27 protein-coding genes and 1 pseudogene are annotated in these 26,112 nt (G+C 63.4%); 12 read left to right on the forward strand and 16 right to left on the reverse strand.

Annotated elements, in window-relative coordinates:
• Positions 1-24: 24 nt before the first annotated feature.
• The 7 genes and pseudogenes from LH407_RS07215 to LH407_RS07245 form a co-directional block, all read right to left on the reverse strand.
• Positions 25-489, reverse strand: coding sequence for a VOC family protein (locus tag LH407_RS07215; RefSeq protein WP_322134664.1), 465 nt, complete (start codon positions 487-489; stop codon positions 25-27).
• Between the two features lie 180 nt (positions 490-669).
• Positions 670-2,052, reverse strand: coding sequence for a replicative DNA helicase (dnaB, locus tag LH407_RS07220; protein ID WP_322134663.1), 1,383 nt, complete (start codon positions 2,050-2,052; stop codon positions 670-672).
• 463 nt (positions 2,053-2,515) lie between these two features.
• Entirely contained in the window at positions 2,516-2,968 is a 453-nt protein-coding gene (gene rplI / locus LH407_RS07225) for a 50S ribosomal protein L9 (RefSeq protein WP_322134662.1), read from the reverse strand.
• Positions 2,969-2,979: 11 nt separating this feature from the next.
• Positions 2,980-3,243: a 30S ribosomal protein S18 gene (gene rpsR, locus LH407_RS07230; protein WP_322134661.1), complete on the reverse strand. Its 264-nt coding sequence runs from the start codon at positions 3,241-3,243 to the stop codon at positions 2,980-2,982.
• 48 nt (positions 3,244-3,291) lie between these two features.
• The gene (locus tag LH407_RS07235; protein WP_322134660.1) at positions 3,292-3,786 is read right to left on the reverse strand and encodes a single-stranded DNA-binding protein; all 495 of its coding nucleotides are present in this window, start codon (positions 3,784-3,786) and stop codon (positions 3,292-3,294) included.
• Positions 3,787-3,897: 111 nt separating this feature from the next.
• Positions 3,898-4,230: pseudogene (rpsF, locus tag LH407_RS07240) on the reverse strand (30S ribosomal protein S6); the annotation flags it as partial.
• A 143-nt stretch (positions 4,231-4,373) separates the two neighbouring features.
• Positions 4,374-5,804, reverse strand: a complete 1,431-nt coding sequence (locus tag LH407_RS07245) for a CCA tRNA nucleotidyltransferase (RefSeq protein WP_322134659.1) — start codon at positions 5,802-5,804, stop codon at positions 4,374-4,376.
• An 81-nt stretch (positions 5,805-5,885) separates the two neighbouring features.
• Between LH407_RS07245 and LH407_RS07250 the strand changes: the two genes are divergently transcribed.
• From LH407_RS07250 to LH407_RS07275, 6 genes are all read left to right on the forward strand, one after another.
• The gene (locus LH407_RS07250; RefSeq protein ID WP_322134658.1) at positions 5,886-7,550 is read left to right on the forward strand and encodes a DUF6049 family protein; all 1,665 of its coding nucleotides are present in this window, start codon (positions 5,886-5,888) and stop codon (positions 7,548-7,550) included.
• On the forward strand, positions 7,543-9,183 hold the full coding sequence (gene murJ / locus LH407_RS07255; protein WP_322134657.1) for a murein biosynthesis integral membrane protein MurJ: 1,641 nt from the start codon (positions 7,543-7,545) through the stop codon (positions 9,181-9,183). The genes LH407_RS07250 and murJ overlap by 8 nt, the downstream gene beginning before the upstream one ends.
• A gap of 52 nt (positions 9,184-9,235) precedes the next feature.
• Positions 9,236-10,186 (forward strand): thioredoxin-disulfide reductase, encoded by a 951-nt coding sequence (trxB, locus tag LH407_RS07260; protein WP_322134656.1) that lies wholly within the window; start codon positions 9,236-9,238, stop codon positions 10,184-10,186.
• Positions 10,187-10,223: 37 nt separating this feature from the next.
• Entirely contained in the window at positions 10,224-10,550 is a 327-nt protein-coding gene (gene trxA / locus LH407_RS07265) for a thioredoxin (protein ID WP_322134655.1), read from the forward strand.
• A gap of 113 nt (positions 10,551-10,663) precedes the next feature.
• Entirely contained in the window at positions 10,664-11,968 is a 1,305-nt protein-coding gene (locus tag LH407_RS07270; RefSeq protein ID WP_322134654.1) for an aminotransferase-like domain-containing protein, read from the forward strand.
• Between the two features lie 6 nt (positions 11,969-11,974).
• A complete protein-coding gene (locus LH407_RS07275) occupies positions 11,975-12,925 on the forward strand; it encodes a D-alanine--D-alanine ligase family protein (RefSeq protein ID WP_322134653.1) in 951 nt (316 codons plus the stop codon).
• Here the strand turns inward: LH407_RS07275 and LH407_RS07280 are convergent.
• The 9 genes from LH407_RS07280 to rpmH all read right to left on the reverse strand — a co-directional run bounded on the left by LH407_RS07280 (position 12,922) and on the right by rpmH (position 18,245).
• Entirely contained in the window at positions 12,922-13,377 is a 456-nt protein-coding gene (locus tag LH407_RS07280; protein ID WP_407650543.1) for a GNAT family N-acetyltransferase, read from the reverse strand. The genes LH407_RS07275 and LH407_RS07280 overlap by 4 nt on opposite strands.
• A 3-nt stretch (positions 13,378-13,380) precedes the next feature.
• Positions 13,381-14,316 carry a ParB/RepB/Spo0J family partition protein gene (locus tag LH407_RS07285; protein ID WP_322134652.1) on the reverse strand — a complete coding sequence of 312 codons (936 nt, stop codon included), beginning with the start codon at positions 14,314-14,316 and terminating at the stop codon, positions 13,381-13,383.
• Complete coding sequence (locus LH407_RS07290) at positions 14,316-15,224, reverse strand: ParA family protein (protein ID WP_322134651.1); 909 nt, start codon at positions 15,222-15,224, stop codon at positions 14,316-14,318. The genes LH407_RS07285 and LH407_RS07290 overlap by 1 nt, the downstream gene beginning before the upstream one ends.
• 50 nt (positions 15,225-15,274) lie before the next feature.
• Positions 15,275-15,901: a 16S rRNA (guanine(527)-N(7))-methyltransferase RsmG gene (gene rsmG / locus LH407_RS07295; RefSeq protein WP_322134650.1), complete on the reverse strand. Its 627-nt coding sequence runs from the start codon at positions 15,899-15,901 to the stop codon at positions 15,275-15,277.
• A gap of 65 nt (positions 15,902-15,966) precedes the next feature.
• Positions 15,967-16,485, reverse strand: a complete 519-nt coding sequence (locus LH407_RS07300; RefSeq protein WP_322134649.1) for a Jag family protein — start codon at positions 16,483-16,485, stop codon at positions 15,967-15,969.
• Between the two features lie 2 nt (positions 16,486-16,487).
• A complete protein-coding gene (yidC, locus tag LH407_RS07305) occupies positions 16,488-17,444 on the reverse strand; it encodes a membrane protein insertase YidC (RefSeq protein ID WP_322134648.1) in 957 nt (318 codons plus the stop codon).
• A 7-nt stretch (positions 17,445-17,451) separates the two neighbouring features.
• A complete protein-coding gene (yidD, locus tag LH407_RS07310) occupies positions 17,452-17,763 on the reverse strand; it encodes a membrane protein insertion efficiency factor YidD (RefSeq protein WP_322134647.1) in 312 nt (103 codons plus the stop codon).
• Positions 17,760-18,098 carry a ribonuclease P protein component gene (gene rnpA / locus LH407_RS07315; RefSeq protein WP_322135009.1) on the reverse strand — a complete coding sequence of 113 codons (339 nt, stop codon included), beginning with the start codon at positions 18,096-18,098 and terminating at the stop codon, positions 17,760-17,762. The genes yidD and rnpA overlap by 4 nt, the downstream gene beginning before the upstream one ends.
• A gap of 9 nt (positions 18,099-18,107) precedes the next feature.
• The gene (rpmH, locus tag LH407_RS07320) at positions 18,108-18,245 is read right to left on the reverse strand and encodes a 50S ribosomal protein L34 (RefSeq protein WP_096382907.1); all 138 of its coding nucleotides are present in this window, start codon (positions 18,243-18,245) and stop codon (positions 18,108-18,110) included.
• Between the two features lie 271 nt (positions 18,246-18,516).
• Here rpmH and dnaA point away from each other — a divergent pair, with 271 nt between their 5' ends.
• The 6 genes from dnaA (at position 18,517) to gyrB (ending at position 26,111) form a co-directional block, all read left to right on the forward strand.
• Entirely contained in the window at positions 18,517-19,920 is a 1,404-nt protein-coding gene (gene dnaA / locus LH407_RS07325; RefSeq protein ID WP_322134645.1) for a chromosomal replication initiator protein DnaA, read from the forward strand.
• 328 nt (positions 19,921-20,248) lie between these two features.
• Positions 20,249-21,394, forward strand: coding sequence for a DNA polymerase III subunit beta (dnaN, locus tag LH407_RS07330; RefSeq protein WP_322134644.1), 1,146 nt, complete (start codon positions 20,249-20,251; stop codon positions 21,392-21,394).
• A gap of 20 nt (positions 21,395-21,414) precedes the next feature.
• Positions 21,415-22,299, forward strand: coding sequence for a phosphogluconate dehydrogenase (NAD(+)-dependent, decarboxylating) (gnd, locus tag LH407_RS07335; protein ID WP_322134643.1), 885 nt, complete (start codon positions 21,415-21,417; stop codon positions 22,297-22,299).
• 5 nt (positions 22,300-22,304) lie between these two features.
• Positions 22,305-23,465, forward strand: coding sequence for a DNA replication/repair protein RecF (recF, locus tag LH407_RS07340; protein WP_322134642.1), 1,161 nt, complete (start codon positions 22,305-22,307; stop codon positions 23,463-23,465).
• A complete protein-coding gene (locus tag LH407_RS07345) occupies positions 23,462-23,956 on the forward strand; it encodes a DUF721 domain-containing protein (protein ID WP_322134641.1) in 495 nt (164 codons plus the stop codon). Before recF ends, LH407_RS07345 begins: the two co-directional genes overlap by 4 nt.
• 166 nt (positions 23,957-24,122) lie before the next feature.
• Complete coding sequence (gene gyrB / locus LH407_RS07350; RefSeq protein ID WP_322134640.1) at positions 24,123-26,111, forward strand: DNA topoisomerase (ATP-hydrolyzing) subunit B; 1,989 nt, start codon at positions 24,123-24,125, stop codon at positions 26,109-26,111.
• Position 26,112: the final 1 nt, after the last annotated feature.

A 26,112-nucleotide genomic window follows, 5' to 3' on the forward strand; every position in this document is an offset into this window, starting at 1 on the left:
GTATTTGGGATGCCCGGCGCGGGGTTACGGTGCGCGCTGGTCGTCCGTGGTGAAACCGTCGCGAGCTTGCCGTTGCTCGAGAGTCTCGAGCTCCTGGAAGAAGGTGACCTGCCATCCGGCAGGTCCCTGAACGCGCGCGTTGATGGTGCGGAACGGGGTTTCGACGGGTGGCGCGATGAGCTCAGCGCCGGCATCCGTGCTGGCCTCGACCGCCGCTGCCGTGTCGTCGACTTCGAGGGCGATGCGAAGGGTTGGACCCGTCGAAGCCGGTGCGCCTTCGATGGTGTCGATGTTGCGCGCGTGGGTGGGCGAGGCGATCTCGATGCTCGCCGAGTCGACTCGAAGGATGGCAACCCGGTCGTCACCCTCGGTGGCGAAGGCCGCCTGTTCCGGCATGCCGAGCACATCGCGGAAGTAGTGGACGGCGGCGGCGAAGTCACTCGCTTCGATGATGAGTCGCAGCTGACGTGGCGGTGTGGTGAGGGTCATGGCGTCACGCTACCTCGCCTAACCGAAATGCAGGAGTCAGCGTCGAATCCCGCGCTGCTTCGGCCTGGGAACTCAACAGAATCCGAAATCTCCTGCATTTGGGATCCAGCTCGGAGCGCTTCTGATCCGGCAGCTCGTCACTCTAGCTCGGAGCGCTTTTGATCCGGCAGCCAGTAACTTCTAGCTCGGAGCCATGTCCCCGAACCGCGAGAAGTGTCCCGTGAACGCCACGGTAATGGTGCGGGTCGGTCCGTTGCGGTGCTTGGCGACGATGAGGTCCGCTTCTCCGGCGCGCGCATTGTCGGCCTCGTACGCGCTCTCACGGTGGAGCAGGATCACCATGTCGGCGTCCTGCTCGATCGAGCCGGACTCGCGGAGGTCGGAGAGTGCGGGCTTCTTGTCGGCTCGCTGTTCCGGTCCACGATTCAGCTGCGAGATCGCGATGACGGGCACCTCGAGCTCCTTCGCGAGCAGCTTGAGCGCACGCGAGAACTCGGACACCTCTTGCTGGCGCGATTCGACTTTCTTGCCGCTCGTCATGAGCTGCAGGTAGTCGATGATGACCATCTTGAGCCCGATGCGCTGCTTGAGGCGGCGGCACTTCGCGCGGATCTCGACGAGGGTCATGTTGGGGCTGTCGTCGATGTACAGGGGCGCGTCGTTGATGCGCCCACGCGTCTGGGCGATGGTCGTCCAGTCGTTCTGGTGCACGGTTCCTTTACGCATGTGCTGCAGGGGAACGGATGCCTCGGCCGACAGCAGTCGCATGGCGATCTCACTGCGACCCATCTCGAGGGAGAACACGATCGTCGGCATGTTGTGCTTGATCGCGGCGGCGCGGGCAATGTCGAGGCCGAGGGTCGACTTACCGATGGCGGGACGTGCCGCGATGATGATCATCTGCCCGGGGTGGAGTCCGTTGGTGAGCTCGTCGAGTTCACTGAATCCGGTCGGCACACCGATCATCTGGCCGTCGCGACCGCGCGCAGCCTCGATCTCGTCGATGGCGCTCGTGACGGCGTCGGTAAGCGGAACGTAGTCTTCGCTCTCGACCCCGCCGGTGACGCCGTAGATTTCGGCTTGGGCATTGTTGACGAGGTCGACGACCTCGCCTTCGCTCGCGTAGCCCATCTGCACGATGCGGGTGCCCGCCTCGACGAGTCGGCGCAGCACGGCCTTCTCGGCAACGATCGACGCGTAGAAGCCGGCGTTGGCCGCCGTAGGGACGAGGGCGGTGAGGGTGTGAAGGTACTCAGCGCCGCCCGCACGACCGAGGAGACCGGTCTTGGTGAGTTCGTCGGTGACCGCGATGACGTCGGTCGGTTCACCGTGCGAGTACAGGGTGAGGATCGCGTCGAAGATCGTCTCGTGCTTGGGAAGGTAGAAGTCTGCTCCGCGCACGGACTCGACGGCGTCGGCCACGGCATCCTTGCTGAGAAGCATTCCGCCGATGGTGCTCTGTTCGGCAAGGAGATCGTGGGGTGGAACACGGTCGGTGCGAGCGCCGGGAGCATCCTGCGCAGGACGCTGATCCCCCGCCAGACCCAAGTGCGCGATCGACAATGTCGCCCCTTTCTGTTCTCGACGGTACCCGTCAGTTGTAGCCCCGGCCGCTGACACTCCGGACCCGTCGAACGATGAGGTTCTGACTTCCGGTGGGAGCGACTGCACCACGATAGGGAGGGCGCGCTGGGCCAACAACAGCCCCTGTGGACGACGCTGTGGAGAAAGTGCGAGAAACGCCGCGCGCGGTGTGGGGAAGATGTGGAAACTGGTGGGGATAAGCTACGTTTTCTGCACCAGATTCATCGTCTAACCAGCACTTTTCTTATCCACGGGATGTGTGTAGAAACATGTTTAGACTGCCGGTTGAGGGTTGCTCTAAAAACATTCGTCCTGTGCATAGTTCGGGGGAAAACTGCCTCTCGAATGGGGTACACCAACCCGTCTACGTGTCTTGACACGACCCCTTAACTGCGACAGGGCGGCAGGCCATCTGGCCCACCGCCCTGTCGGCGAAATGCTGCTACTTGGCAGCGACCACCTGGAGGGTGATCGTTGCGACGATGTCGTCACGGAGACGAACGGTCGCCTCGTGCTCACCGACCGACTTGATCGCGCTCGTGATCTCGATCTTGCGCTTGTCGATCTCGCCGAGACCGGCAGCGGCAACGGCCTCTGCCACGTCGACGGGCTTGACCGAACCGAACAGGCGGCCACCGGTTCCCACGCGAACGGGGAGGGTGATGGCGGCAGCCTGGATGCGCGCCTTGAGGTCCTGGGCCTCTTCGAGCGTTGCGTGCTCGCGAGCGGCACGAGCCGACTTGATCTGCTCGATCTGCTTCTCGCCACCACGGGTCCACGCCACGGCGAAGCCCTGCGGGATGAGGTAGTTGCGTGCGTAGCCGTTCTTGACGTCGACGACGTCGCCGGGGGCACCGAGGCCGGTGACCTCGTGCGTGAGGATCAACTTAGACATATCGGTACTCCTTAACGGCCCGAGCCGGCGTACGGGAGAAGGGCCATCTCGCGGGCGTTCTTGACGGCCGTCGCGATGAGGCGCTGCTCCTGCACGGAGACACCGGTGATGCGGCGAGCGCGGATCTTTCCACGCTCGGAGATGAACTTACGAAGTGTCGCGACATCCTTGTAGTCGATGACGCCGACCTTGATCGCCTTGGCCGGGGCGGCGTTCTTGCCGTCCTTGCCCTTGCGGATGGGCTTGCGGCGGTCGCCGCTGCTCTTTCCTGCCATGAGTTGTGCGTTTCCTTTAGAAGTTGTCGGCCCGGGGGCCGAGAAGTATTAGAACGGAGTCTCGTCGGGGTAGTTGCCCGGGGTGTTCCACGAATCGCTCGACGATCCGGGGGCACTGGCTGCCCACGGCTCTTCGGCGACCTGGCCACCACCGCGCGGAGCACCACCGTCACGAGATGACGCGGCGCGAGTGACCTGTGCGGTCGCGTAGCGCAGGCTCGGGCCGATTTCGTCGACCTCGAGCTCGATGCTCGTACGCTTCTCGCCTTCCTTCGTCTCGTAGGAGCGCTGCTTCAGGCGACCGGTCGCGATGACGCGGCTGCCCTTCGTGAGCGATCCGGCGACGTGCTCGGCGAACTCACGCCAGCAGGACGCGCGGAGGAACAGTGCCTCGCCGTCCTTCCAGTCGTTGCTCGCGCGATCGAACGTGCGCGGGGTCGAGGCGATGGTGAAGTTGGCGACCGCAAGCCCGGACTGCGTGTACCGCAGCTCGGGGTCAGCCGTGAGGTTACCCACAACGGTGATGATGGTCTCGCCGGCCATGGGTTACTCGGCGTCCGCAGCGGCCGCGGGCTCCGCGGCATCCGTCGACTCGGCCTTGGGAGCCTCGACCTTGGCGGGTGCCTCGGCCTTGGCGGGTGGCTCGGCGGCAGGCTTGGCGCTCTTGCGCGCAGCCTTCTCGTCGGCGAGCTTCTTGGCGGCGGCGACCTGGGCGAAGCCCTCCTCGGCGCGCAGCACCTTGGTGCGCATGACGGCCTCGGACAGCTTCAGCTGACGGTCGAGCTCGACCGATGCAGCCGACGTCGACGTGTAGTTGACGACGGCGTAGATGCCTTCGCTCTTCTTGTTGATCTCGTAGGCCAGGCGACGACGGCCCCAGATGTCGACGTTGTCGATGGATCCCCCATCGGTACGAATGACATTGAGGAACTTGTCGAGGCTCGGGGCCACGGTGCGCTCATCGATCTCGGGATCGAGGATCACCATGAGTTCATACTGGTGCGTCACAAACCCACCTCCTTCGGACTAGAACGGCTACAGACGGTCTGTAGCAGGAGGGTGTAGACGGATGCCCGCACGCATGTGACGGCGGACAACCTGTCTAGTGTACGCACCCCGTCGACTTGGCGCTAGTTTCCGCGGGTTCGGTACCACTCCACGAGGCGTCGTTCGGCTTCGTCCGGCCCGAGCGGCCCCTCGTCGAGCCGCAGGTCGAGAAGGAACTTGTACGCCTCCCCCACCTCGCGCCCGGGCGTGAGCCCCAGGATGCGCATGATCTCGTCACCGTTGAGATCTGGCCGCACGGCGGCGATACCTTCGGCCTCCTGAATGGCGGCGATGCGCTCTTCGAGGTCGTCGTAGGCGAAGGAGAGCCGGTCGGCCTTGCGCACGTTGCGTGTGGTGACGTCGGCGCGCGTGAGGATGTGGAGTCGTTCGAGCTGGTCGCCGGCGTCGCGGACGTAGCGACGCACGGCAGAGTCGGTCCATGCGCCGTCGGTGTACCCGAAGAATCGCAGGTGGAGTTCGACGAGGCGAGCGACCGAGGAGATCGTGTCGCTCGGCATCCTGAGTGCCTTGAGTCGCTTCGATGCGAGTTTGGCGCCAACGACGTCGTGGTGGTGGAAGGTCACGACGCCGCCGGATTCGATGCGCCGGGTTGCGGGCTTCCCGATGTCGTGCAGGAGCGCCGCCCACCGCAGCACGAGGTCGGGGGACTCGATGCCCGGCCGAGCTTTCTCGAGCTCGATCGCCTGACGCACCACGGTGAGGGTGTGCTCGTAGACGTCTTTGTGGTGTGCATGCTCGTCGCGTTCGAGCCGCAGGGCAGGAACTTCGGGCAGCACGAGCTGGGCGAGCCCCGTGTCGACAAGCAACCGGATGCCCGGCACCGGGTCATCGGTGAGCATGAGCTTCGACAGCTCATCGCTCACACGCTCCACACTCACGATCTCGATGCGCGGAGCGAGCTCCGCCATCGCACGCTGCGTGTCCGGGGCTACCGTGAAACCGAGCTGCGACGTGAATCGGGCTGCGCGCATCATGCGCAGCGGGTCATCGCCGAAGGAGATCTCGGGTGCTCCGGGTGTGGCGATGGTGCCCTCGAGTAGGTGCTCGACTCCACCCCACGGGTCAACGAGTTTGCGCGCCGGGAGGGCCAGAGCCATCGCGTTGACGGTGAAGTCGCGTCGTTCGAGGTCGGCCTCGAGGCTGTCGCCGAACTCGACACTGGGTTTGCGGGTTGTTCCGTCGTAGGAGTCCGCCCGGTAAGTGGTGATCTCGACGGACTGACCGTGCACACGCGCCGCGATGGTGCCGAAGTCGCGGCCGACGTCCCATACGGCGTCGGCGAGCGGGGCGACGATCGCGAGGATGTCGTCGGGGCGGGCATCCGTTGTGAAGTCGAGATCCCCGGAGCTTCGGCCGAGGAACGCGTCGCGCACCGAACCGCCCACGAGAGCGAGCTCGTGACCTGCGGCGGAGAACGCCTCGGCCAGACGCGCTACCGGGGTCGAGTCGGCGATCGCGTCGAGGCGCTGGATCGCGGCGGCGACACTCTGCATGATGCTCAAGCTTGGCACACACGCTGCGCGGGCGAACGGTGATCCCGGGCCTCTCAGAATGGAACGAATAGACTTTCCGCCATGGTGGGCGCGCGGATCATCCGGGGTGCCGCGGTTCTTCTCCTCGCCCTCGGGGTCAGTGCCGTGGGCCTGCCCGCGACGACGGCGCACGCAGCGGAAGGTGATCCGGTTCCGCTCGCGGTCATCGTTCCGATCGTGGCACCCGCGAGCGAAACCGGACTCATCGATGCCGAACGCCTCGAGGAGTACACGAGCGTCGGCGGTGAGCTTTCCCGTCAGCTCGATGCGGCGATTGGCCGCCCGGTGACCTTGGCGATCGACCCGCGTGTTCTCGTGTCGATCCGCGTGCTCGGAACATCGGCACCGGCGTCGGCCACCCAATGGCTCGACCGTCTCCGAGGTGCCGTCAACGAGAGCTTCCTCCTCACCTACGCGGACTCCGACGTGACACTCGGCACCCAGTCCGGCAGCCCCGTTGTGCTCGAGCCGCAGAACTTCGACTTCGCCATCGACTCCGCGCTGTTCGGCCCGGCGAATCCATCGCCGACCGGCACACCGACACCCGAACCCACGGACGCGCCGACTCCCGCGCTGCCCACCACCGCCGAACTGCTCGCGTGGGACAGCGACTTCCCCGGTCTGATCTGGCCACGCGCCGGAACGGTCGCCGCCTCAGACCTCGCTGCCTTCACCGCGAGCGGATACAACACCGCAATGCTGTCGTCGGGTCAGGTCGCCCGGCCCGAGGCGACGGGGCCCTCGGTCCTCGTCGGGGACCTCCCCGCGATCGTCACCGACGACGCCGTGAGCGCGGCACTGGCCACCGCCGCCAACACGTCCACCCCGGCGGGACTGCAGCCCGCGATATCCAGCCTCGACGCGGCCATCGCCGCGGCGGGAAGCCCCAGCACGGGCCCCGTGAGTGTTGTCGCCTCGTTCGAGCGGAGTGTGCCGAGAGCGGGGACGAACACGTCGAGCACCCTCGCGGCACTCCAGTCGGCGGCATCCGTGCGGCTTGTTCCGCTCAGTGTCGCTCTCGAGGGCGAGCCCCGGCAGGCCGATCTCATCGAGGGAGCTCAGGATGCCGAGCGTCTCGCCGAGGGAGAGCGACTGTTGCTCGCCGAGGGTGCGGAGGCGCGCTTCGCGACCATCGTCGAGGACTCGACGTCGGTCACCGCACCCCGGCGGCTCCGTGTGCTCGCGCTCATGTCGAACGCGTGGATCACGAACACCCCGGAGTGGTCGGATGCCGTACTGAACTACCTGTCGAGCTCGGAGGATCTTCGCGCCGCCGTCGGGATCGTCACGACGAGTCCGTTCACGCTCGTCGCCGATAACGGGGCGCTCCCCATCCCCGTGAGCAATTCGCTGAGCGTGCCCGTTCGTGTGTTTCTCACCGTCAGGCCACTCACGGCGCAGCTCGCCGTCTCGGAGTCTCTCGTCGAGGTGGTCATCGAGCCCAATGCCCAGGGCCTCGCGCGGGTGCCCGTCCAGGCGATCTCGAACGGGAGCGTGCAGGTCGTCATGACGCTGAGCAGTGCATCCGGCGCACAGATCGGCCAGCCCGCGACCACGGAGATCAACGTTCAGGCGGGTTGGGAGACCCCGATCGTGATTGTCATCGCGGTCATCGTTGTGCTCGTGTTCGCCGGCGGCATTGTGCGCAACATCGTGCGCCGGCGTCGCGGTCACACCTCGACGGACGAAACCGCTACCGATGACTGAGGCTGGGCGCGGAGGCATCGGTAGGGCGAGTGCTCTACTCGCGTCGGGCACGATCGTCTCCAGGATCCTCGGCTTCGTCAACGCCATCGTGCTCGCGGGGGCGATCGGGTACATCGGCGCAGCAGCCGACGGCTTCACGCTGGCCACCCAAATCCCCAACAGCATCTACGCCCTCATCGCCGGTGGTCTCCTGAGTGCTGTGCTCGTGCCGCAAGTGGTGCGCGCGGCGACCCACGAAGATGGCGGGCAACTCTTCATCAACCGACTCGTCACCCTCGGTGTTGTCGTTTTTCTCCTGGTCACCATCGCGGCAACCCTGTCAGCGCCGCTCCTCGTGAGCCTGTACGCGCAGTCCGGCGAACGCGGATTCAGCGGCGCCGGGATGCAGTTGGCCATCGCTCTCGCGTACTGGTGTCTGCCGCAGATCTTCTTCTATTCGCTCTACAGCCTGCTCGGGCAGGTACTCAACGCTCGGGGAATCTTCGGGCCGTTCACGTGGGCGCCCGCCCTCAACAACGTCATCGCGATCGCGGGCATCGCACTGTTCATCGTGCTGTTCGGACCGGACCCAGCCCATCGCGACGCCTCCGTGTGGACACCGACAATGATCGCGGTGCTCGGTGGTACGGCGACCCTCGGCATCGCAGCCCAAGCGCTCGTGTTGACCCTGTTCTGGCGCAGGGCCGGCCTACGCTACCGCCCCAACTTCCGTTGGCGGGGGGTGGGGCTGGGTCGCACGGGCGCGGCCGCGGCGTGGGTCTTCGGCATGATCCTCATCACACAGCTCGCGGCGATCGTCGAAACCCGAGTGGCCACGCTTGCCACCGGCAGCGCATCCCTCGGCGCGCTCAAATACGCGTGGCTGATCTTTATGCTCCCGCATTCGATCGTGACCGTCTCCATCGCCACCGCCTACTTCACACGCATGAGCGGTCACGCGCGCGACGGGCGGATCGACGAGGTCCGCAGCGACCTGTCCTCTGCGCTGCGCGTCATCCTGCTCATCATGGTGTTCGCGGCCGTGGCACTGGCCGCCGTCTCGGTGCCGTTCGCGGCCGTCTTCGGCGGAGACTTCGAGGATGTCAGCGCTCTCGGCCTCGTCATCGTGGCCTACCTCGTTGGGCTGATCCCCTTCACCGTGCTTTTCCTCCTCCAGCGCGTCTATTACTCGCTCGACGACACCCGCACCGTGTTTTTCCTCCAGGTGCTGCAGTCCGCTCTGTTTGTTGTTGGCGTGCTGGCCGTTGCCGCCGCACCGACCTCGCTCATCGCCATCGGTATCGCCCTCGTCATGAGCGGCGCGAACGCGATTCAGACCGTCGTCGCATGGATGCTGCTGCGCAAGCGACTCGGAGGCCTCGACGGTCGTCGCATCATCCTGCGTGGGCTCCAGTACCTCGTCGCCGCCCTCGTGTCCGGCGGAATCGGCGCCCTCCTGGTACTCGCGCTCGGCGGCTACACGGAGGGTGGGTTCGGATCGTCGAGTCGGCTCGGTGGCATCCTCACCATGGCCGGCGCCGGCGCCGCGATGGCGTTGGTGTACCTCGGCATCCTGTGGGTGATCCGCAATCCCGAGCTGAGGTCTCTCGTGCAACCCATCCGTTCCCGTTTCGGTCGCGAATCCCAGGAATAGCCAGTCACTACGATGTGTTGTACCGGTCGAACCAACTGAGGAGTCGCACGTCATGCGCCAACTGATCATCATCGGATCGGGCCCCGCCGGGTACACCGCGGCGATCTACGCTGCCCGCGCAAACATGAACCCGCTCGTCATCGCGAGCTCGGTCGAGGCCGGCGGCGAACTGATGAAGACGACCGAGGTCGAGAACTTCCCCGGCTTCCCCGAGGGTATCCAGGGCCCCGAGCTCATGTCCAAGATGCTTGCTCAGGCCGAGAAGTTCGGCACAGACGTCATCTACGACGACGTGGTGAAGCTCGAGCTGGATGGCGAGGTCAAGCGTGTTCACCTCGGCAACGGCGACGTGGTCGAGGCGTTGGCCGTGATCTTCGCGACCGGCTCGGCCTACCGCAAGCTCGGAATCGAGGACGAAGCGCGACTGAGCGGCCTCGGAGTCTCGTGGTGCGCCACGTGTGACGGATTCTTCTTCCGCCAGAAGACGATCGCGGTCGTCGGCGGCGGTGACTCGGCGATGGAGGAGGCGACCTTCCTCACCAAGTTCGCCGACAAGGTCTACGTCGTCCACCGTAAGGACACCCTGCGCGCCTCCAAGACGATGCAGGACCGTGCCTTCGCCAACCCGAAGATCGAGTTCCTCTGGAACAAGGAGGTCAAGCACATCTACGGTGACCAGCTCGTCACCGGTGTTGGCCTCGTCGACACGCAGGATGGCTCGGAGACCACCATCGACCTGAGCGGACTGTTCGTCGCCATCGGCGCCGACCCGCGCACGCACCTCGTGCACGGCCAGCTCGATCTCAACCCGGACGGAACGATCGCGGTGCACGGGCGCTCGTCGCGCACGAACATCCCGGGCGTCTTCGCTGCGGGGGATGTGATCGACCCGACGTACCGCCAGGCGGTCACCGCCGCGGCATCCGGAACGGTCGCCGCCCTCGATGCCGAGCACTACATCGCCGCTCTGCCCACCGACAAGCTCGCCCTCGCTGCCGTCTAGGCCGAGCCAGAAACCTCTCAAGAAAAGGAAGAACACAATGTCCAACGCCAAGGATGTCACCGACGCGACTTTCGCGGACGAGGTGCTCAACTCATCCGACACGATCATGGTCGACTTCTGGGCTGAGTGGTGTGGCCCGTGTCGCGCCGTCTCGCCGATCCTCGACCAGATCGCCGCGGAGAACCCCGACAAGCTCAAGATCGTCAAGCTCAACGTCGACGACAACCCGCAGATGGCGATGAAGTACCAGATCACCTCGATTCCCGCGATGAAGGTCTTCCGCGGTGGAGAGGTCGTCAAGACCGTCATCGGCGCAAAGCCGAAGCCGGCCCTCGAGGCCGACCTCGCGGAGTTCCTGGCGTAAGCCTCCGTTTCTCGCGAGCCAATCTTCAAGCACTGGCCCCGTCTCTCCCCGGAGAGGCGGGGTTTTGTGTTTTCCCTGGATATCCTTGAATCTTCGCGACTGAAGGACAGCGCATGAGCACTCAGGGCAACAACCTCGACCCGTGGTACACCCACTACGCGGACCGCACAGCCGGCCTCGCCGCCTCCGAGGTCCGTGCACTGTTTGCCGTCGCCTCGCGCCCCGAGGTCGTCTCCCTCGCGGGAGGTATGCCGTTCGTCTCGGCACTTCCACAAGAGCTCATCGCCGGCGCGTTCGAGCGCACGATGCGCGACTATGGCCCAACTGCACTCCAGTACGGATCAGGCCAGGGGATGCCCGCCCTCCGCGAGCACATCCTCGAGGTCATGGCACTCGAAGGCATCCGCGGTGGCGTCGACGACGTCGTTGTGACCACCGGCTCGCAGCACGCGCTCGAGCTGGTCACCAAACTTTTCATCAACCCGGGTGATGTCGTCATCGCCGAAGCGCCGAGTTATGTGACGGCGCTGACGGTCTTTAAATCGTTCCAGGCGCACGTGAATCATGTGGTGACCGACGAGCACGGACTCATCCCCGAGGCACTTGAGGAGGCCATCGCCGCGCTTCGCGCCGAGGGTCGCACCATCAAGTTCCTGTACACGGTTCCCACCTTCGGCAACCCGTCCGGTGTCACGATGTCGTGGGAGCGCCGCCTCCGGGTGCTCGAGATCTGCCGGGCCAACAACATCCTGGTTCTCGAGGACAATCCCTACGGGCTCCTGTACTTTGGTGCGCCTGCCCCGCACGCCATGCGGTCGGTGGAAGAAGACGGGGTGATCTACCTCGGCACCTTCTCCAAGACCCTGGCACCCGGGTTCCGCCTCGGATGGGTGCTCGCGCCCCACGCTATTCGAGAAAAGCTCATTCTTGCGAACGAGGCGGCGGTGCTCTCCCCCAGTTCCTTCACGCAGCACGTCGTGAGCGAATACCTCGACGAGGCCGACTGGAAGGGCCAGATCGACACCTTCCGCGGCGTCTACCGCGAGCGACGGGATGCCATGCTCCTCGCTCTCGACGACTACCTGCCCGATCTGTCCTGGACCCACCCGGACGGCGGTTTCTACGTCTGGGTGACGTTGCCCGACAACCTGGACTCCAAGTCGATGCTCCCCCGCGCGGTCAAAGAACTTGTCGCTTACACCCCGGGTACGGCTTTTTACGCCGACGGAAACGGGCGCACGAACATCCGGTTGTCGTTCTGCTACCCCACCCCGGAGTTCATCAGGGAGGGCATCCGCCGGCTCTCCACCGTCATCAACGGCGAACTCGAGCTGCTCACGACGTTTTCGCAGACCGCGCCGCTCAGCGTGAGCCTGCCCGACGACACCATCATCAGTCCGCCCGCCAACCTCGGCTAAGGTCCCATGTCCCCACGCATTCTTGTTCTCGCCGGCGGTATCTCCCACGAAAGGGACGTTTCGCTTCGCTCCGGGCGCCGCGTAGCTGACAGCCTCGCCGAACACGGCCTGAGCGTTGAGCTCCGCGATCCCGATGCCACCCTTCTCCACTACTTGCGCGAGACGCGACCCGACGTCGTGTGGCCCGCTCTGCACGGTGCCAGCGGTGAGGATGGCGCGCTCCGAGGGCTCCTGGATTTCATCGGTATTCCGTACGTGGGTTCGCGCGCCGACGCCGCGCGGCTGGCGTGGGATAAACCGACCGCCAAGACACTCGTCGCGCGCGCCGGAGTGCGCACACCCGCCTCGATCGCGTTGTCGCGGGATGCTTTCCGTGAACTGGGAGCGCACAGCATCCTCGAAGAGATCTCCGACGAGTTCTCGGGACCGCTCGTCGTCAAGCCCGCTCAGGGCGGTTCGGCGCAGGGTGTGACGATGGTGGAGGACCGATCGCTACTCCCCCGCGCGATGGTCGACGCCTACACCTATTGCGACGTTGCGCTCATCGAACAGAAGATTTCGGGCACCGAGATCGCTGTCGGAGTCATCGATAACGGAGCGGGCCCCGTCGCTCTTCCCGCGGTCGAGATCGAACCGCTCTCCGGTGTGTACAGCTTCGAGGCGCGGTACAACGCCGGTGAGACGCGCTTCTATGTTCCGGCGCGCATCTCCGAGGATGTCGCGGCCCGAGCCATCGAGGCCGCCCTCGCCGCTCACGGGGCACTTGGCCTACGGCACATCTCTCGTGTTGATCTCATCATCGACGGCGCTGGAACCCCGTGGTTTCTCGAAGCCAACGTTCTTCCCGGCCTTACCGAAACGTCGATCCTCCCCCAAGCTCTCGAGGCGGCGGGACACGATCTCGGTTGGGTGTATCACGCACTCGCAGAAGCGGCGATCGCCGAGTCGAAGGGTTAGAGCGCGAGAGTGTAGTAGACCGAGTTCGGGTCGTCGGTGTACTCCGCAAAAGGGCCAGTCACGGTGAACCCGTGCCGCTCGTAGAGGCGACGAGCGGGTGCGAAGAAGTCCTCAGCGCCCGTCTCCAGGCTCACGCGCTCGTATCCCCGTTCTCGGGCGACGGTAATGAGGTGTGTGAGCAGCGCCGACGCATATCCTTTACCCCTCGCGCTTTCGATGAGTCGCATTGACTTGAGTTCTCCGTGGGCGGGACTCAGCTCGCTCATGGCACCGCACCCCACCACAACACCCTCGTCCCGCACCGAAAAGAAGGTCACGTGAGGGTCAGCGAGCTTTTCGGGAGGCAGAGCATGCACACTCTCGGGTGGCGACGTGGCAAACATGTCCCGAAGGTGGTCCTCGAGTAGCTGACGCACCGCCGGCGAGGTGGGGCTGTCGACAACGATCTCCACGATCTATCGGGTGAAGCCGGGTTGACCGAGCTCCCCCAGGATCCGGTTGAGGTCAGCGACGGTCGCGAAGTCGATAACGATCTGCCCTTTGCTCGAACCGAGGGTGACCTTCACACGGGTGTTGAGCCGGTCCTCGAGCCCCTGAGCAATCTCATCGAGCTGACCTTGACGTCCGCCGGCCGTGGGTTTTGTTTTGGCAGGTTTCGGCGAGGCCGTCGCGACGATCGCCTCGGCTGCGCGAACGGAGAGCTCTTCGTTGACGATCTTGTCGGCGAGACGCTCCATGGCCGCGGGGTCCCCGGCAGCCAGGATGGCGCGAGCATGTCCCGCGCTCAGCACACCAGCGGCGACGCGATTGCGGATGGGCTCCGGCAGCTTCAGAAGTCGCAGGGTGTTGGTGATCTGCGGGCGAGACCGGCCGATGCGCTGCGCGAGCTCGTCCTGCGTCACCCCGAAGTCTGCGAGAAGCTGCTGATAGGCGGATGCCTCGTCGATGGCGTTGAGGTTCGCGCGGTGGATGTTCTCGAGGAGGGCATCCCGCAACATGTCCTCGTCTGCGGTGTTCTTGATGACCGCGGGGATCGTTCTGGTTCCGACCTGTTTACTGGCGCGGAGGCGGCGCTCCCCCATGATGAGCTCATACTGGGGTCCGCCCGGTTGGGCGTCCGCGAGTGGACGAACAACGATGGGCTGGAGCACCCCGAATTCACGGATCGACACAACGAGCTCTGCAAGTTCCTCCTCCCGGAACTCCTTGCGCGGCTGCTGCGGGTTCGGCACGATCTCATTCAGCGCGATGTTCGCGAGCCGCAGCCCCGGCACCGCAGCCAGACCCTCGGCGCCAGGGAAGAAGACGTCAACCGGTCGGGCCGAGTCATCACCGCTCGGGATCAGCGCGCCTATCCCTCGACCCAGCCCGGTTCTCTTTGGTGCTGCCATTACTGGGGTGCTCCTCGTCGTGCGATCTCGGCCGCCGCCTCGAGGTACGAGAGCGACCCGGGCGAATTGGCGTCGTAGCTCACGACGCTTTGACCGTAGCTCGGCGCCTCGGAGATGCGTACCGAGCGCGGGATGACCGTATCGAGAACCTGATCGGGGAAGTGATCCCGTACGTCCTGCACCACCTGGTTGGCGAGATTGGTGCGCGAGTCGTACATCGTCAGGAGGATTGTGGAGACGGTCAACGCTGGGTTCAAGTGACGCTCGATGAGCTGGATGTTGCTGAGGAGCTGGCTCAGACCCTCGAGTGCGTAGTACTCACACTGGATGGGGATGAGCACTTCCTGGGCTGCAACAAATGCGTTGATCGTCAGCAGTCCGAGCGACGGTGGGCAGTCGATGAAGACGTAGTGGAAGGTGTTCTCTGCCAGGTAGGCGTCGAGGGGCGTGCGCAGGCGCTGCTCGCGAGCGACGAGCGAGACCAACTCGATCTCTGCGCCGGCGAGGTGAATGGTGGCGGGTACGCAGTACAGGTGGTCGAACTCCGGGCTCTTCTGCACCACATCGCTCATTGAGGCATCCCCCACGAGAACGTCGTACACACTCGCGGTTTCGGCACGGTGCTCCACGCCGAGTGCCGTCGATGCGTTGCCCTGTGGATCCAAGTCGATGACCAGAACGTTCGCCCCGGCTCGAGCGAGCGCTGCGGCGAGGTTCACGGCGGTAGTCGTTTTTCCGACTCCGCCCTTCTGGTTAGCAACGGTGAAGATTCGCGGTGCGGGTGGCAGGGGAAGCTGGTCGGCGGCTATCGCCAGACGGCGTCGAGTGAGGTCAGCGACTTCCCGCGCGAGCGGGGTGGAGTCGTCGAATGCCGGTGCTTCGGCGCTCAGTCCATCGGATTGTTTCACGTGAAACCTTCGAAACGAGGGGCGAAAGCCCCGGAGAGTATGGTCTGGAGTCAGTCCACTGTAGCCCGAAAGACCCGAGTGGCTTCCGGTGTTATCCCCTCGCCAAGGGTTACCACCGAGACGTCCCGCAGGCGGAATTTACGGATGACCTTTGTCGCCGCATCCACCTCCTGGTTCACTCGCTCGCCCTTCATAAAAACGAGCTCGCCACCCGATCGAACGAGCGGGACGGTGATGGGGATGAGTTTCGAGAGCGCGGTCACCGCGCGCGCGGTGACCTGATCTAGGGGCTGAGCGAGCCGAGCTTCCTCCGCGCGCGCCCGGACGACAGTGACATTGTCGAGTTCGAGACGCTCGGACTCCGCCAACAACCATTCGGTTCGGCGTTCCATCGGCTCGATCAACACCATGTGAACATCGGGGCGGGCAATAGCGAGGACGAGACCGGGTAACCCTGCGCCGCTGCCGACATCCCCCACGAAGCCAGGAGAGAGAAGCGGGGCGGGTAGGACGCAGTTCACGAGGTGACGGGTCCATAAACGCGGAAGCTCCAGCGGGCCGATGAGCCCGAGCTCCTCGCCCCACCGCTCGAGATCTGCGGCGTACTGCCGTGCCCGATCGATCCGGGTGCCGAAGAGTTCCTTAGCTACGTCTGGTTCGGACTCGAGCATCGACATGGGTCTCCCTGTGGACGGATGTTTCACGTGAAACAACGGAGCGTATGTTTCACGTGAAACATCAACTAGCGCTTGATGACCGTGTGGCGGTCTCGCCCCTCGCCCTCAGACTCGGAGGTGAAGCCGCGCTCGGCCACGATGTCGTGCACAAGCTTGCGTTCATAGGACGACATAGGGGGCAGTGCTGCCGACTCTGCTCCCTCTTCGAGACGCTCGACCGCACGGTCCACCAGCGCCGAGAGTTCAGCTGCCCGAGCATCCCGCGAGCCACCAACGTCAAGAATGAGTCGGGAGAACCGTCCAGTCCGGGCCTGCACCGCAATACGCGTGAGCTCCTGCAAGGCGCCCACCGTCTCCGGCTTCGACAGCACACGGAGACTCTCCGACTCGGATGCAGTTACCGAAAGGTAGGAGCGACCTCCCCGCGCTTCGATCTCGATGTCCCCATCAAGGTCGGCGATGTCGAGGAGTTCCTCAATGTAGTCCGCCGCGATGTCGCCCTCTTCTTCGAGTTCATCAACGCTCGGCGCGTCCTGATCTTTCAGAACTTCGTCGTGGGCCTGGATGTCGGTCACGTCACTCATCTCTATTTCTTCTTCTTTTTAGCGCGGTTCTTACTCACCGGCTGCTGTCGTTGCGGCTTCTTCGGCTCCTCGACCACCACGGTTCCCTCCGCGGATTCATCGACGATCCCCTTGCGCTGGTTGCGCTTGGCGAGGCGTGCCTCACGAGCGAGGGCTGCCTCGCTACCAGGAGTCGGCATGTTGCGGATGACGAGGAATTGCTGGCCCATCGTCCAGAAGTTCGACACGAGCCAGTAGGTCATAACACCAAGCGGGAACGTGAAGCCGGAGAAAGCGAAGACGAGCGGAAGCAAGTAGAGGAGGATTCTCTGCTGGCGATACATCGGGCTCGCCTTCATTTCCTCCGACTGGTTCTTCGACATGATCTGGAGTTGAGTGATGAACTGCGACGCCGTCATGAGAACGACCATCACCGCCGCGATAACGATGACGGCCACGTTGCCGTCTGCCGTGCTGATCGCGAGGCGTAGAGGGGCGCCGAAGATCTCGGCGTTCGCGAAGGATGCCGAGAGATCGGCGTCGAGAAGGCCCACACCAGACTTGTTGTGCTGCGCATCATTGAGGACGGAGAACAGGCCGAAGAAGATCGGCATCTGAAGTAGAAGAGGAAGGCACGAACTCAGCGGATTCGTTCCGGTGCGCTTGTAGAGCTCCATCGTCTCGCGAGACATGGCCTCGCGGGAGAACTGATCCTTCTTGCCCTTGTACTTGTCCTGGATTTTCTTGAGCTGCGGTGCAACCTCGAGCATCCGTCGCTGGCTCTTGATCTGGCGAACGAAGATCGGAATGAGCGCCGCACGAACCACGAGCACCAGACCGACGATGGACAGCACCCACGTCACACCGGCGTTGTAGTCGAGACCGATTGCCGTGAGACCGGTGTGGAACGCAACGAGGATTGCCTCGATGACCCACTTGATCGGCCACAACAAGCTGCCGAAGAAACTCAGAATGTCCATTGCGGTGTTAGCCCCTTCCGTGGCTTGACGCGACGACGAACCCGGAACGGGTTACCCGGAACCGTTCGTGGCGACGCTCGGGAACGTCATCGATCCCGCCTTCCGCCCACGGGTGGCATCGAGCGATACGACGAGTACCGAGCCACACTCCTCGCACGACGCCATGATGTTGGATGGCGCCGAGCGTGTAGTGCGAGCACGACGGGTAATAACGACAGACGTCGCCATAGAGCGGAGAGATGACCGCGCGATAGGCAGTGAGAATCGCTACGCAGATGTTTCTGGGTACGAGGAGAAGGAACGTGATGACGTTCTTCATGATCTCCTCGCGATCGAACCGAGACCCCGGGCGATCTCGGATTGAAGGGTAGACCACTCAGCCTCGGCAGAAGCTGGCAGTGCTCTGATCACGACATCGTTCCCCACACCGAGTGCGGGGAGGAGCGAATAGCAGGCGGCTCGCAGACGACGACGTACCCTGTTACGCACAACGGCCCCGCCCACAGCCTTGGTCACGATAAAACCGAAGCGAGATGGAGCGGAGCCTGTGCTCACGACGTGCAGAATGGTGTGCTCGTTCGACACCCGCCGGCCCTTGCGTGAGATCGCTCGAAAGTCACGGGCATCCGTCACCCTGTTCGATCTAGCAAGCACCGGAGAGGATCAGGCGGAGAGTTCGGAGCGACCCTTGCGACGACGGGCAGCCAGGATGGCGCGGCCGGCGCGGGTGCGCATACGAAGTCGGAAGCCGTGCACCTTGGCGCGGCGCCGGTTGTTCGGCTGGAAAGTTCTCTTGCTCATAAGTCATGTCTCCAATGCGCGCCGAAGCCCGCGAGAATTGTGGCCGATTAGGCCCGAAGTCAACTGATTAAAGGTACGGGGTTAAACCACACCGGTCAAACGGCCACAGGCTATCCACATCGGGATAACTCGGGTTAGATAGTTGGGCCTGTGGAGAACTAAGGTAAAGCCAGCCCTCGACGCGTACTTATCTCGGCCAATTGCCGGGAGTTTCAGCGGCGCTGGCGGTGGATAAAGGTGTGAGTAAATTCGCGAGGATGTGGGCATAAGAATGTCGGACAGCACTGACCCGACTCGAGAGATCTGGGCAACGGTCCTCTCTCGCCTGACCTCAGACGAGCGCATCACCCCTCAACTACTCGGTTTCGTCAACCTCGTCGAACCCAAGGGTGTGATGGCCGGCACCCTCTATCTCGAGGTACCGAACGAGCTCACACGCGGGATGCTCGAGCAGCGCATCCGCATCCCGCTCTTGAACTCGATCGCCGAGTTGGACGACACCTACGAGGTGTCCAACTTCGCGATCGTCGTGAACCCCGAGATCCAACTCGACGCCCTCGACCAAACCCACGATTCACCGGAACCTGCCGCGTACATCGAACCGACAACGGTGATCGATACACCTCAGACTCGTCGAACCGATTCACGACTCAACCCGAAGTACAGCTTCGACAACTTCGTCATCGGCGGGTCCAACCGTTTCGCCCACGCCGCCGCAGTCGCCGTGGCCGAGGCGCCGGCCAAGGCCTATAACCCTCTCTTCATCTACGGGGAGTCCGGCCTGGGTAAGACACACCTTCTCCACGCGATCGGGCACTACGCGGAGAGTCTGTATCCGGGCATCCGGGTTCGCTACGTCAGCTCCGAAGAGTTCACCAACGACTTCATCAACTCGATCGCCAACAACCGAGCGTCGATGTTCCAGTCGCGTTATCGCGAGATCGACATTCTCTTGATCGACGACATCCAGTTCCTTCAGGGAAAGGACTCCACGCAGGAGGCCTTCTTCCACACGTTCAACACACTCCACGACCACAACAAGCAAGTCGTCATTACGAGTGACCTTCCTCCCAAACACCTCACGGGGTTCGAGGACCGGATGCGGTCACGCTTCGAGTGGGGTCTCATCACCGACGTTCAGGCGCCCGATCTCGAGACACGTATCGCGATCCTTCGTAAGAAGGCGCAGAGCGAGAAACTCCAGGTCTCCCCCGACATCCTCGAATACATGGCATCGAAGGTGTCGTCGAACATCCGGGAACTCGAGGGAACACTCATCCGCGTAACCGCGTTCGCCAACCTCAATCGTCAACCGGTCGATATGGCACTCGTGCAGACAGTGCTCAAGGACCTCATCACGCTCGACGAAGACAACGTCATCGCGCCGGTCGACATCATCAACCACACGGCTGACTACTTCAAACTCACCGTGGACGACCTTTACGGATCATCCCGTTCGCAGGCGGTCGCGACTGCCCGGCAGATCGCCATGTATCTGTGCCGGGAGATGACGAATCTGTCGCTTCCCAAGATCGGACAGCTCTTCGGCAACCGCGATCACACCACTGTGATGTACGCCAACAAGAAGATCACGGAGCTCATGAAGGAGCGGCGCTCGATCTACAACCAGGTCACCGAACTGACCAGTCGGATCAAGCAGAACAATCGCGCCTAATTCTTCACACTGTGGAAAACGTGTGAATAACTGTGGAGACACGCGGGACGCCCTGTTGATGGGAATCTGACTATCTGTGGAAAACGAGTTGGGTTCATTCTTTTGACTGAATCTGTCCCCACCGTCACTCACGGCTCGTCAACAACTTACGCGGTTGTAGTTTCCAGACCTGGCGCGCATTAACCGCCGTTATCCACACCATCCACAACGGTTAAGAATCTTGTCCTTTGTTCTTCAAGGATTTTTGGGGGATAACCCTGAGGGGTCCGCCGCTAACCGGCTGTGCCAGTATTAACGCCCAGAGCGTCGATCGGGTGAGGGGTGTTTCGTGAAGTTCCAGGTCAATCGCGACGTGTTCAGTGAGGCCGTCTCCTTCGCTGTCAAACTCCTGCCGCAACGCACAACTCTGCCGATCCTGAGCGGTGTGCTCATCGAGGCTGAGGGTGATGGCATCACACTGTCGTCATTCGACTACGAAGTCTCGGCGCGCACGCAGGTCACAGCGAACGTCGACGAACCCGGCACGGCCCTCGTCTCAGGGCGACTCCTCGCGGAAATTGCCAGCAGGCTTCCCGCAGCGCCCGTCACCTTCACCACGGAAGACGGTCGGATTCTCGTTACCTGTGGTTCGGCATCCTTCACGCTGCTGAGCATGCCCGTCGAGGAGTACCCCACGTTGCCCGAAGTTTCGGACAAGGCAGGCCTCCTCAAGGGCGAGGATTTCGCCGCAGCCATCTCCCAAGTTGCGGTCGCGGCATCGCGAGACGATGTAACACCGGTGATCACCGGAGTTCAGCTCGAGGTCTCAGACAACAGCGTCTCCCTCGTAGCGACCGACCGCTACCGCGTCGCGGTGAGAGAGATCGAGTGGGATTCCGGCGCATCCGGGATCGACCAGGCGACCGCTCTCGTGCCGGCGCGGACCTTGACGGAGATCGGCAAGACCTTCGGTCACAGCGCGACGATCTCGGTTGCCATCACGAGCACCGATGATCGCGAGCTCATCGCCTTCCGTGCCGACAACAAGATCGTCACCTCGTTGCTGATCAAGGGAAACTTCCCGCCTGTCAGGCGTCTGTTCCCGGACGAGGTCGACAACTACGCGGTGCTCAATACGGCGGAGCTCATCGAGTCCGTTCGACGTGTCGCGCTTGTTCTCGAGCGCGAAGCTGCCCTTCGATTTACCTTCACGGTTGATGGGCTGACGCTCGAGGCGATCGGATCCGAGCAAGCTCAAGCGTCGGAGACGGTCGACGCCTTCCTCACCGGGGACGAGACGGTCGTCTCCCTCAAGCCGCAGTTCCTCCTCGACGGCCTCGCATCCGTGCATTCGGAGTTCGTGCGGATCTCGTTCACGAAGACGGAGAATCCGAACAAGCCGGGACCGGTTCTCATCACAAGCCAGTCCTCGAAAGACCAGCCGGGCGCCGATAACTACAAGTACCTCCTGCAGCCAAACCTTCTGCTGCGCTGACCACGATCAAGGACTCGCTGATGCACATTGGAATCATTGGGCTCGGCAAGATGGGCAACAACATGCGTGCCCGCTTGCGCAAAAACGGCGTCGAGGTAACGGGCTACGACCCGAACGCCGAGGTGTCGGATGTCGCGGACCTCGCCGCGCTCGCCGAAGCCCTGCCCGCTCCCCGACTCGTCTGGGTGATGGTGCCGTCGGGAAAGATCACGGATGACGTGATCACTCAGGTCTCGGAGGTACTGAGCCCCGGCGACCTCGTGATCGACGGTGGCAACTCGCGGTTCACCGACGACGCTGTGCACTCCGAGTTTCTGGCGGCAAAGGGCATCCGGTTCGTCGATGTCGGCGTCTCGGGCGGAATCTGGGGACTCGAGAACGGCTACGGACTCATGGCCGGCGGCGATGCGGCCGACATCGAGTTCGCGATGCCGGTCTTCGATGCGCTGCGCCCGGACGGTCCGCGCGACGAGGGTTTTGTGCACGCCGGCAAGGTGGGTGCTGGGCACTACGTGAAGATGGTGCACAACGGTATCGAGTACGCGCTCATGCAGGCGTGGGCCGAGGGTTATGAACTCCTGGAAAGCCGCGACGATCTCGTCCACGATGTGACCGGAACGTTCAAGGCGTGGAAGCGTGGAACGGTCGTTCGTTCCTGGCTGCTCGACCTCCTGGTGAACGCGCTCGAGGAGGACCCAGACTTCGAGCAGATCGCCGGCTACGTCGAGGATTCCGGCGAGGGTCGCTGGACGGTGCACGATGCGCTCGACCGGGCGGTTCCGGTTCCGACGATCAGCGCCGCGATCTTCGCGCGCTTCGTCTCACGCCAGAAGGACTCCCCCGCGATGAAGGCCGTGGCAGCTCTCCGCAATCAGTTCGGTGGGCACGCGGTCCGCAAGAACTGACGCGCGTGATCGTCACGCACCTGACCCTCTCGGATTTTCGTAATTACGAATCTCTCGACGTCGATCTCGCGCCCGGCGCGAACCTCTTTGTCGGCAGTAACGGTCAGGGAAAGACGAACCTCGTCGAGTCGTTGGGTTACCTGAGCACACTCGGGTCGCATCGAGTGTCGAGTGATCAAGCAATGATTCGACAGGGTCGTGACACGGCGATCATCCGGGCTCGACTTGCTCACGGCGAACGCGAGCTGCTTGCCGAGGTCGAGTTGAATCGCTCCTCCCCCAATCGGGCACAGGTAAACCGGTCCGCGATCAAGACTCGAGAGCTTCCGAGGTACTTCTCGAGTGTGTTGTTCGCGCCGGAAGATCTCGCTCTCGTGCGAGGTGAGCCATCGGGGCGCCGCCGATTCCTCGACGAGCTTCTCGTTCTTCGCGCACCACGAATGAGCGGCGTCATCGGTGACTACGAGCGTGTCCTGCGACAGCGCAACACGCTCCTGAAATCCGCGAGGGCTTCTGGCGTGAAACCCGACCAACTCGGCACGCTCGACATTTGGGACGAGAGACTCGTCGCCCTCGGCAGTGAACTGATTCTGGCCCGCGCGAACCTCACGGCTGAGTTGCGACCCGAGGTGACCAGGGCGTACGAGACGATTGCGGGCGCCGATCATGCGGCGACGATCGACGGGCGGTTGAGCATCCGTTCCACCGACCCGGATTCCGATTCCGATACGGATGCAACGGCAACCCTTCACGACGTGCCGACGTTTGACGAGATTTCCGCTGAATTCTCGCGCGCGCTCGCGCGCCTTCGGCGCGCAGAACTCGATCGTGGGGTGAGCCTTGTCGGCCCCCATCGCGACGATCTCCTTCTCGGTCTCAACGGGATGCCCGCACGAGGGTATGCCAGTCACGGCGAGTCCTGGTCGTTCGCGCTCGCCCTGAAACTCGCCTCCGCCGAGGTGTTGAGGCGCGAATCCTCGACTGGCGACCCCGTATTGATTCTCGACGACGTCTTCGCCGAGCTCGACGAGTCTCGCCGAGATCGGTTGGGTGCCGCGGTGTCGTCCTTCGAACAGGTGCTCATCACAGCTGCGGTTTTCGACGACGTACCCGCGGAACTCGCCTCCCACGTAGTGCGAATCAAGGCAGGGGCGGTGGTGGAGTGACCGAACCCAATGAGCCAGAGCATGTCGCGGTCTATTTGCGATTTCGACGGATATTCGGTGACCCCGCCGTGCGATCTGCCACGGCACGCAAGAGGCGTCAGCGTGTCGAGGGGTCGAGCGTTCCGTTCGGGGACGACCGAGACCCCCACGGCATCTCCGATGTGCTCGACGGCCTCACGACGAAGATGGGGTGGACCTCGCCGCTCGCGCGTTCTGAGTTACTCGCGTCGTGGTCGGAGATCGTCGGTGACGAGATTGCGGCCCACACCTCGCCGACCTCGATCGAGAATGGGGTACTGACCGTGTCGTGCGACTCCACGGCGTGGGCCACACAATTGAGGCTCATGCGGTCGACGGTGACCACGACGATCGCCTCGCGTTACCCGGACGCGGGCGTCGAATCGGTGCGGTTCGAGGGGCCGGGTGTTCCTTCCTGGAAACGCGGCCCTAGATCAATTCCAGGCCGTGGTCCTCGCGATACTTACGGCTGAGTGGTCAAATCTGGTCAACCCGGCGTCGAAATGTCCTCAGCGGGGCGCCACGCGCCGATCCGGCACCGTGAATTTGATAGAATTGTCACGTCGTCGGGTCTCCCTCCACGTGGAGCTATCCGCCCCGGATGACACGTAGTTCAACACGGGCAGGAGCCTTCTACCTATGACCGACATTTCCCCTGAGAACCTGCCTGAGTCGGGCATCTCCAGCAGCCACGTCGACAGTGATTACGGCGCCGATCAGATCCAGATTCTCGAAGGACTCGAGGCAGTCCGGAAGCGCCCCGGCATGTACATCGGTTCCACAGGACCGCGCGGCCTTCACCACCTTGTGTACGAAGTTGTGGACAACTCGGTCGACGAGGCACTCGCCGGGTACTGCGACACGATCGCCGTCACACTGTTGCGCGACGGCGGGGTTCGGGTCCAAGACAACGGCCGCGGCATCCCCGTCGGTCTCAACAAGCAGGAGAACAAGTCGACCGTCGAGGTCGTCATGACGATCCTCCACGCCGGTGGAAAATTCGGCGGCGGCGGATACGCCGTCTCCGGTGGGCTCCACGGCGTCGGCATCTCGGTCGTGAATGCACTCTCGCGACACGTGGACACCGAAGTCCGCCGCGAGGGATACGTCTGGCGCATGAGCTTCGAGAACGGAGTGCCCCGCGCTCCCCTCGCTCAGGGCGAAGCATCCACCGAAACCGGAACTACCCAGACGTTCTGGGCAAACCCCGACATCTTCGAAACCGTCGAGTTCGACTTCGAGACCCTCCGCGCGCGATTCCAGCAAATGGCCTTCCTCAACAAGGGACTGCGCATCACCCTCACGGATGAGCGCGGCGAGGAGGAAACCTCGGTCAGCTACATGTACGAGCAGGGCCTCGTCGACTACGTCGAGTACCTCAACAAGTCGAAGAAGAACGACCTCATTCATCCGGATGTCATCGCCTTCGAGGCCGAGGACACCGAGCGCCACATCTCGCTCGAGGTCGCGATGCAGTGGACGAGCGGCTACACCGAGAGTGTCCACACCTACGCGAACACGATCAACACCCACGAGGGTGGAACACACGAGGAAGGCTTCCGCGCCGCCCTCACCACACTCGTCAATCGTTACGCGCGCGAGAAGAACATCATCAAGGAGAAGGACGAGAACCTCTCCGGCGACGACGTGCGCGAGGGTCTCACCGCGGTCATCTCCGTCAAACTCGGTGAGCCGCAGTTCGAAGGTCAGACAAAAACGAAGCTCGGCAACACCGAGGCGAAAGCCTTTGTGCAAAGGGTCGCCGGTCAACAGCTCGCCGACTGGTTCGATCGCAATCCCACCCAGGCGCGCGATGTGATCCGCAAGGCGATGCAGGCGGCCGCCGCGCGAATCGCTGCTCGCAAGGCGCGCGAGCAGACCCGACGTAAGGGTCTTCTCGAGTCTGGCGGGATGCCCGGCAAGCTTCGCGACTGCTCGAGCAAGGATCCGTCGCTCTCCGAGATCTTCCTCGTCGAGGGTGACTCCGCAGGCGGTTCGGCCGTGCAGGGACGAAATCCTGAGTTCCAGGCGATCCTGCCGCTGCGCGGCAAGATCCTCAACGTCGAAAAGGCGCGACTGGATCGGGCCCTCGCCAACAACGAGGTGCAGGCGATGATCACCGCATTCGGTGCGGGCATCGGTGAGGACTTCGACCCCGACAAGGCCAGGTATCACAAGATCGTGCTCATGGCCGATGCCGACGTCGACGGCCAGCACATCACGACGCTGCTCCTGACCCTCCTGTTCCGTTACATGCGTCCGCTCATCGAGCGCGGATACGTCTACCTCGCACAGCCTCCGCTCTACCGGTTGAAGTGGACAAACGCGGATCACGAGTACGTCTTCAGCGACCGTGAGCGGGATGCCCTACTCGCCGACGGGATCGCGGCAGGAAAGCGCATCCCGAAAGAGAACGGCATCCAGCGCTACAAGGGTCTCGGCGAGATGGACTACTCCGAGTTGTGGGAGACCACCATGGACCCGGCAACGCGCACCCTTCTCCAGGTGACGCTGGATGACGCGGCCGCCGCCGACGAGACCTTCTCCACCCTCATGGGTGAGGACGTCGAGTCGCGACGCAGCTTCATCCAGAAGAACGCCAAAGACATTCGCTTCCTCGACATCTAAG

The sequence above is a fragment of the Antiquaquibacter oligotrophicus genome (genome assembly GCF_020535405.1).
Lineage (GTDB): Bacteria > Actinomycetota > Actinomycetes > Actinomycetales > Microbacteriaceae > Rhodoglobus > Rhodoglobus oligotrophicus.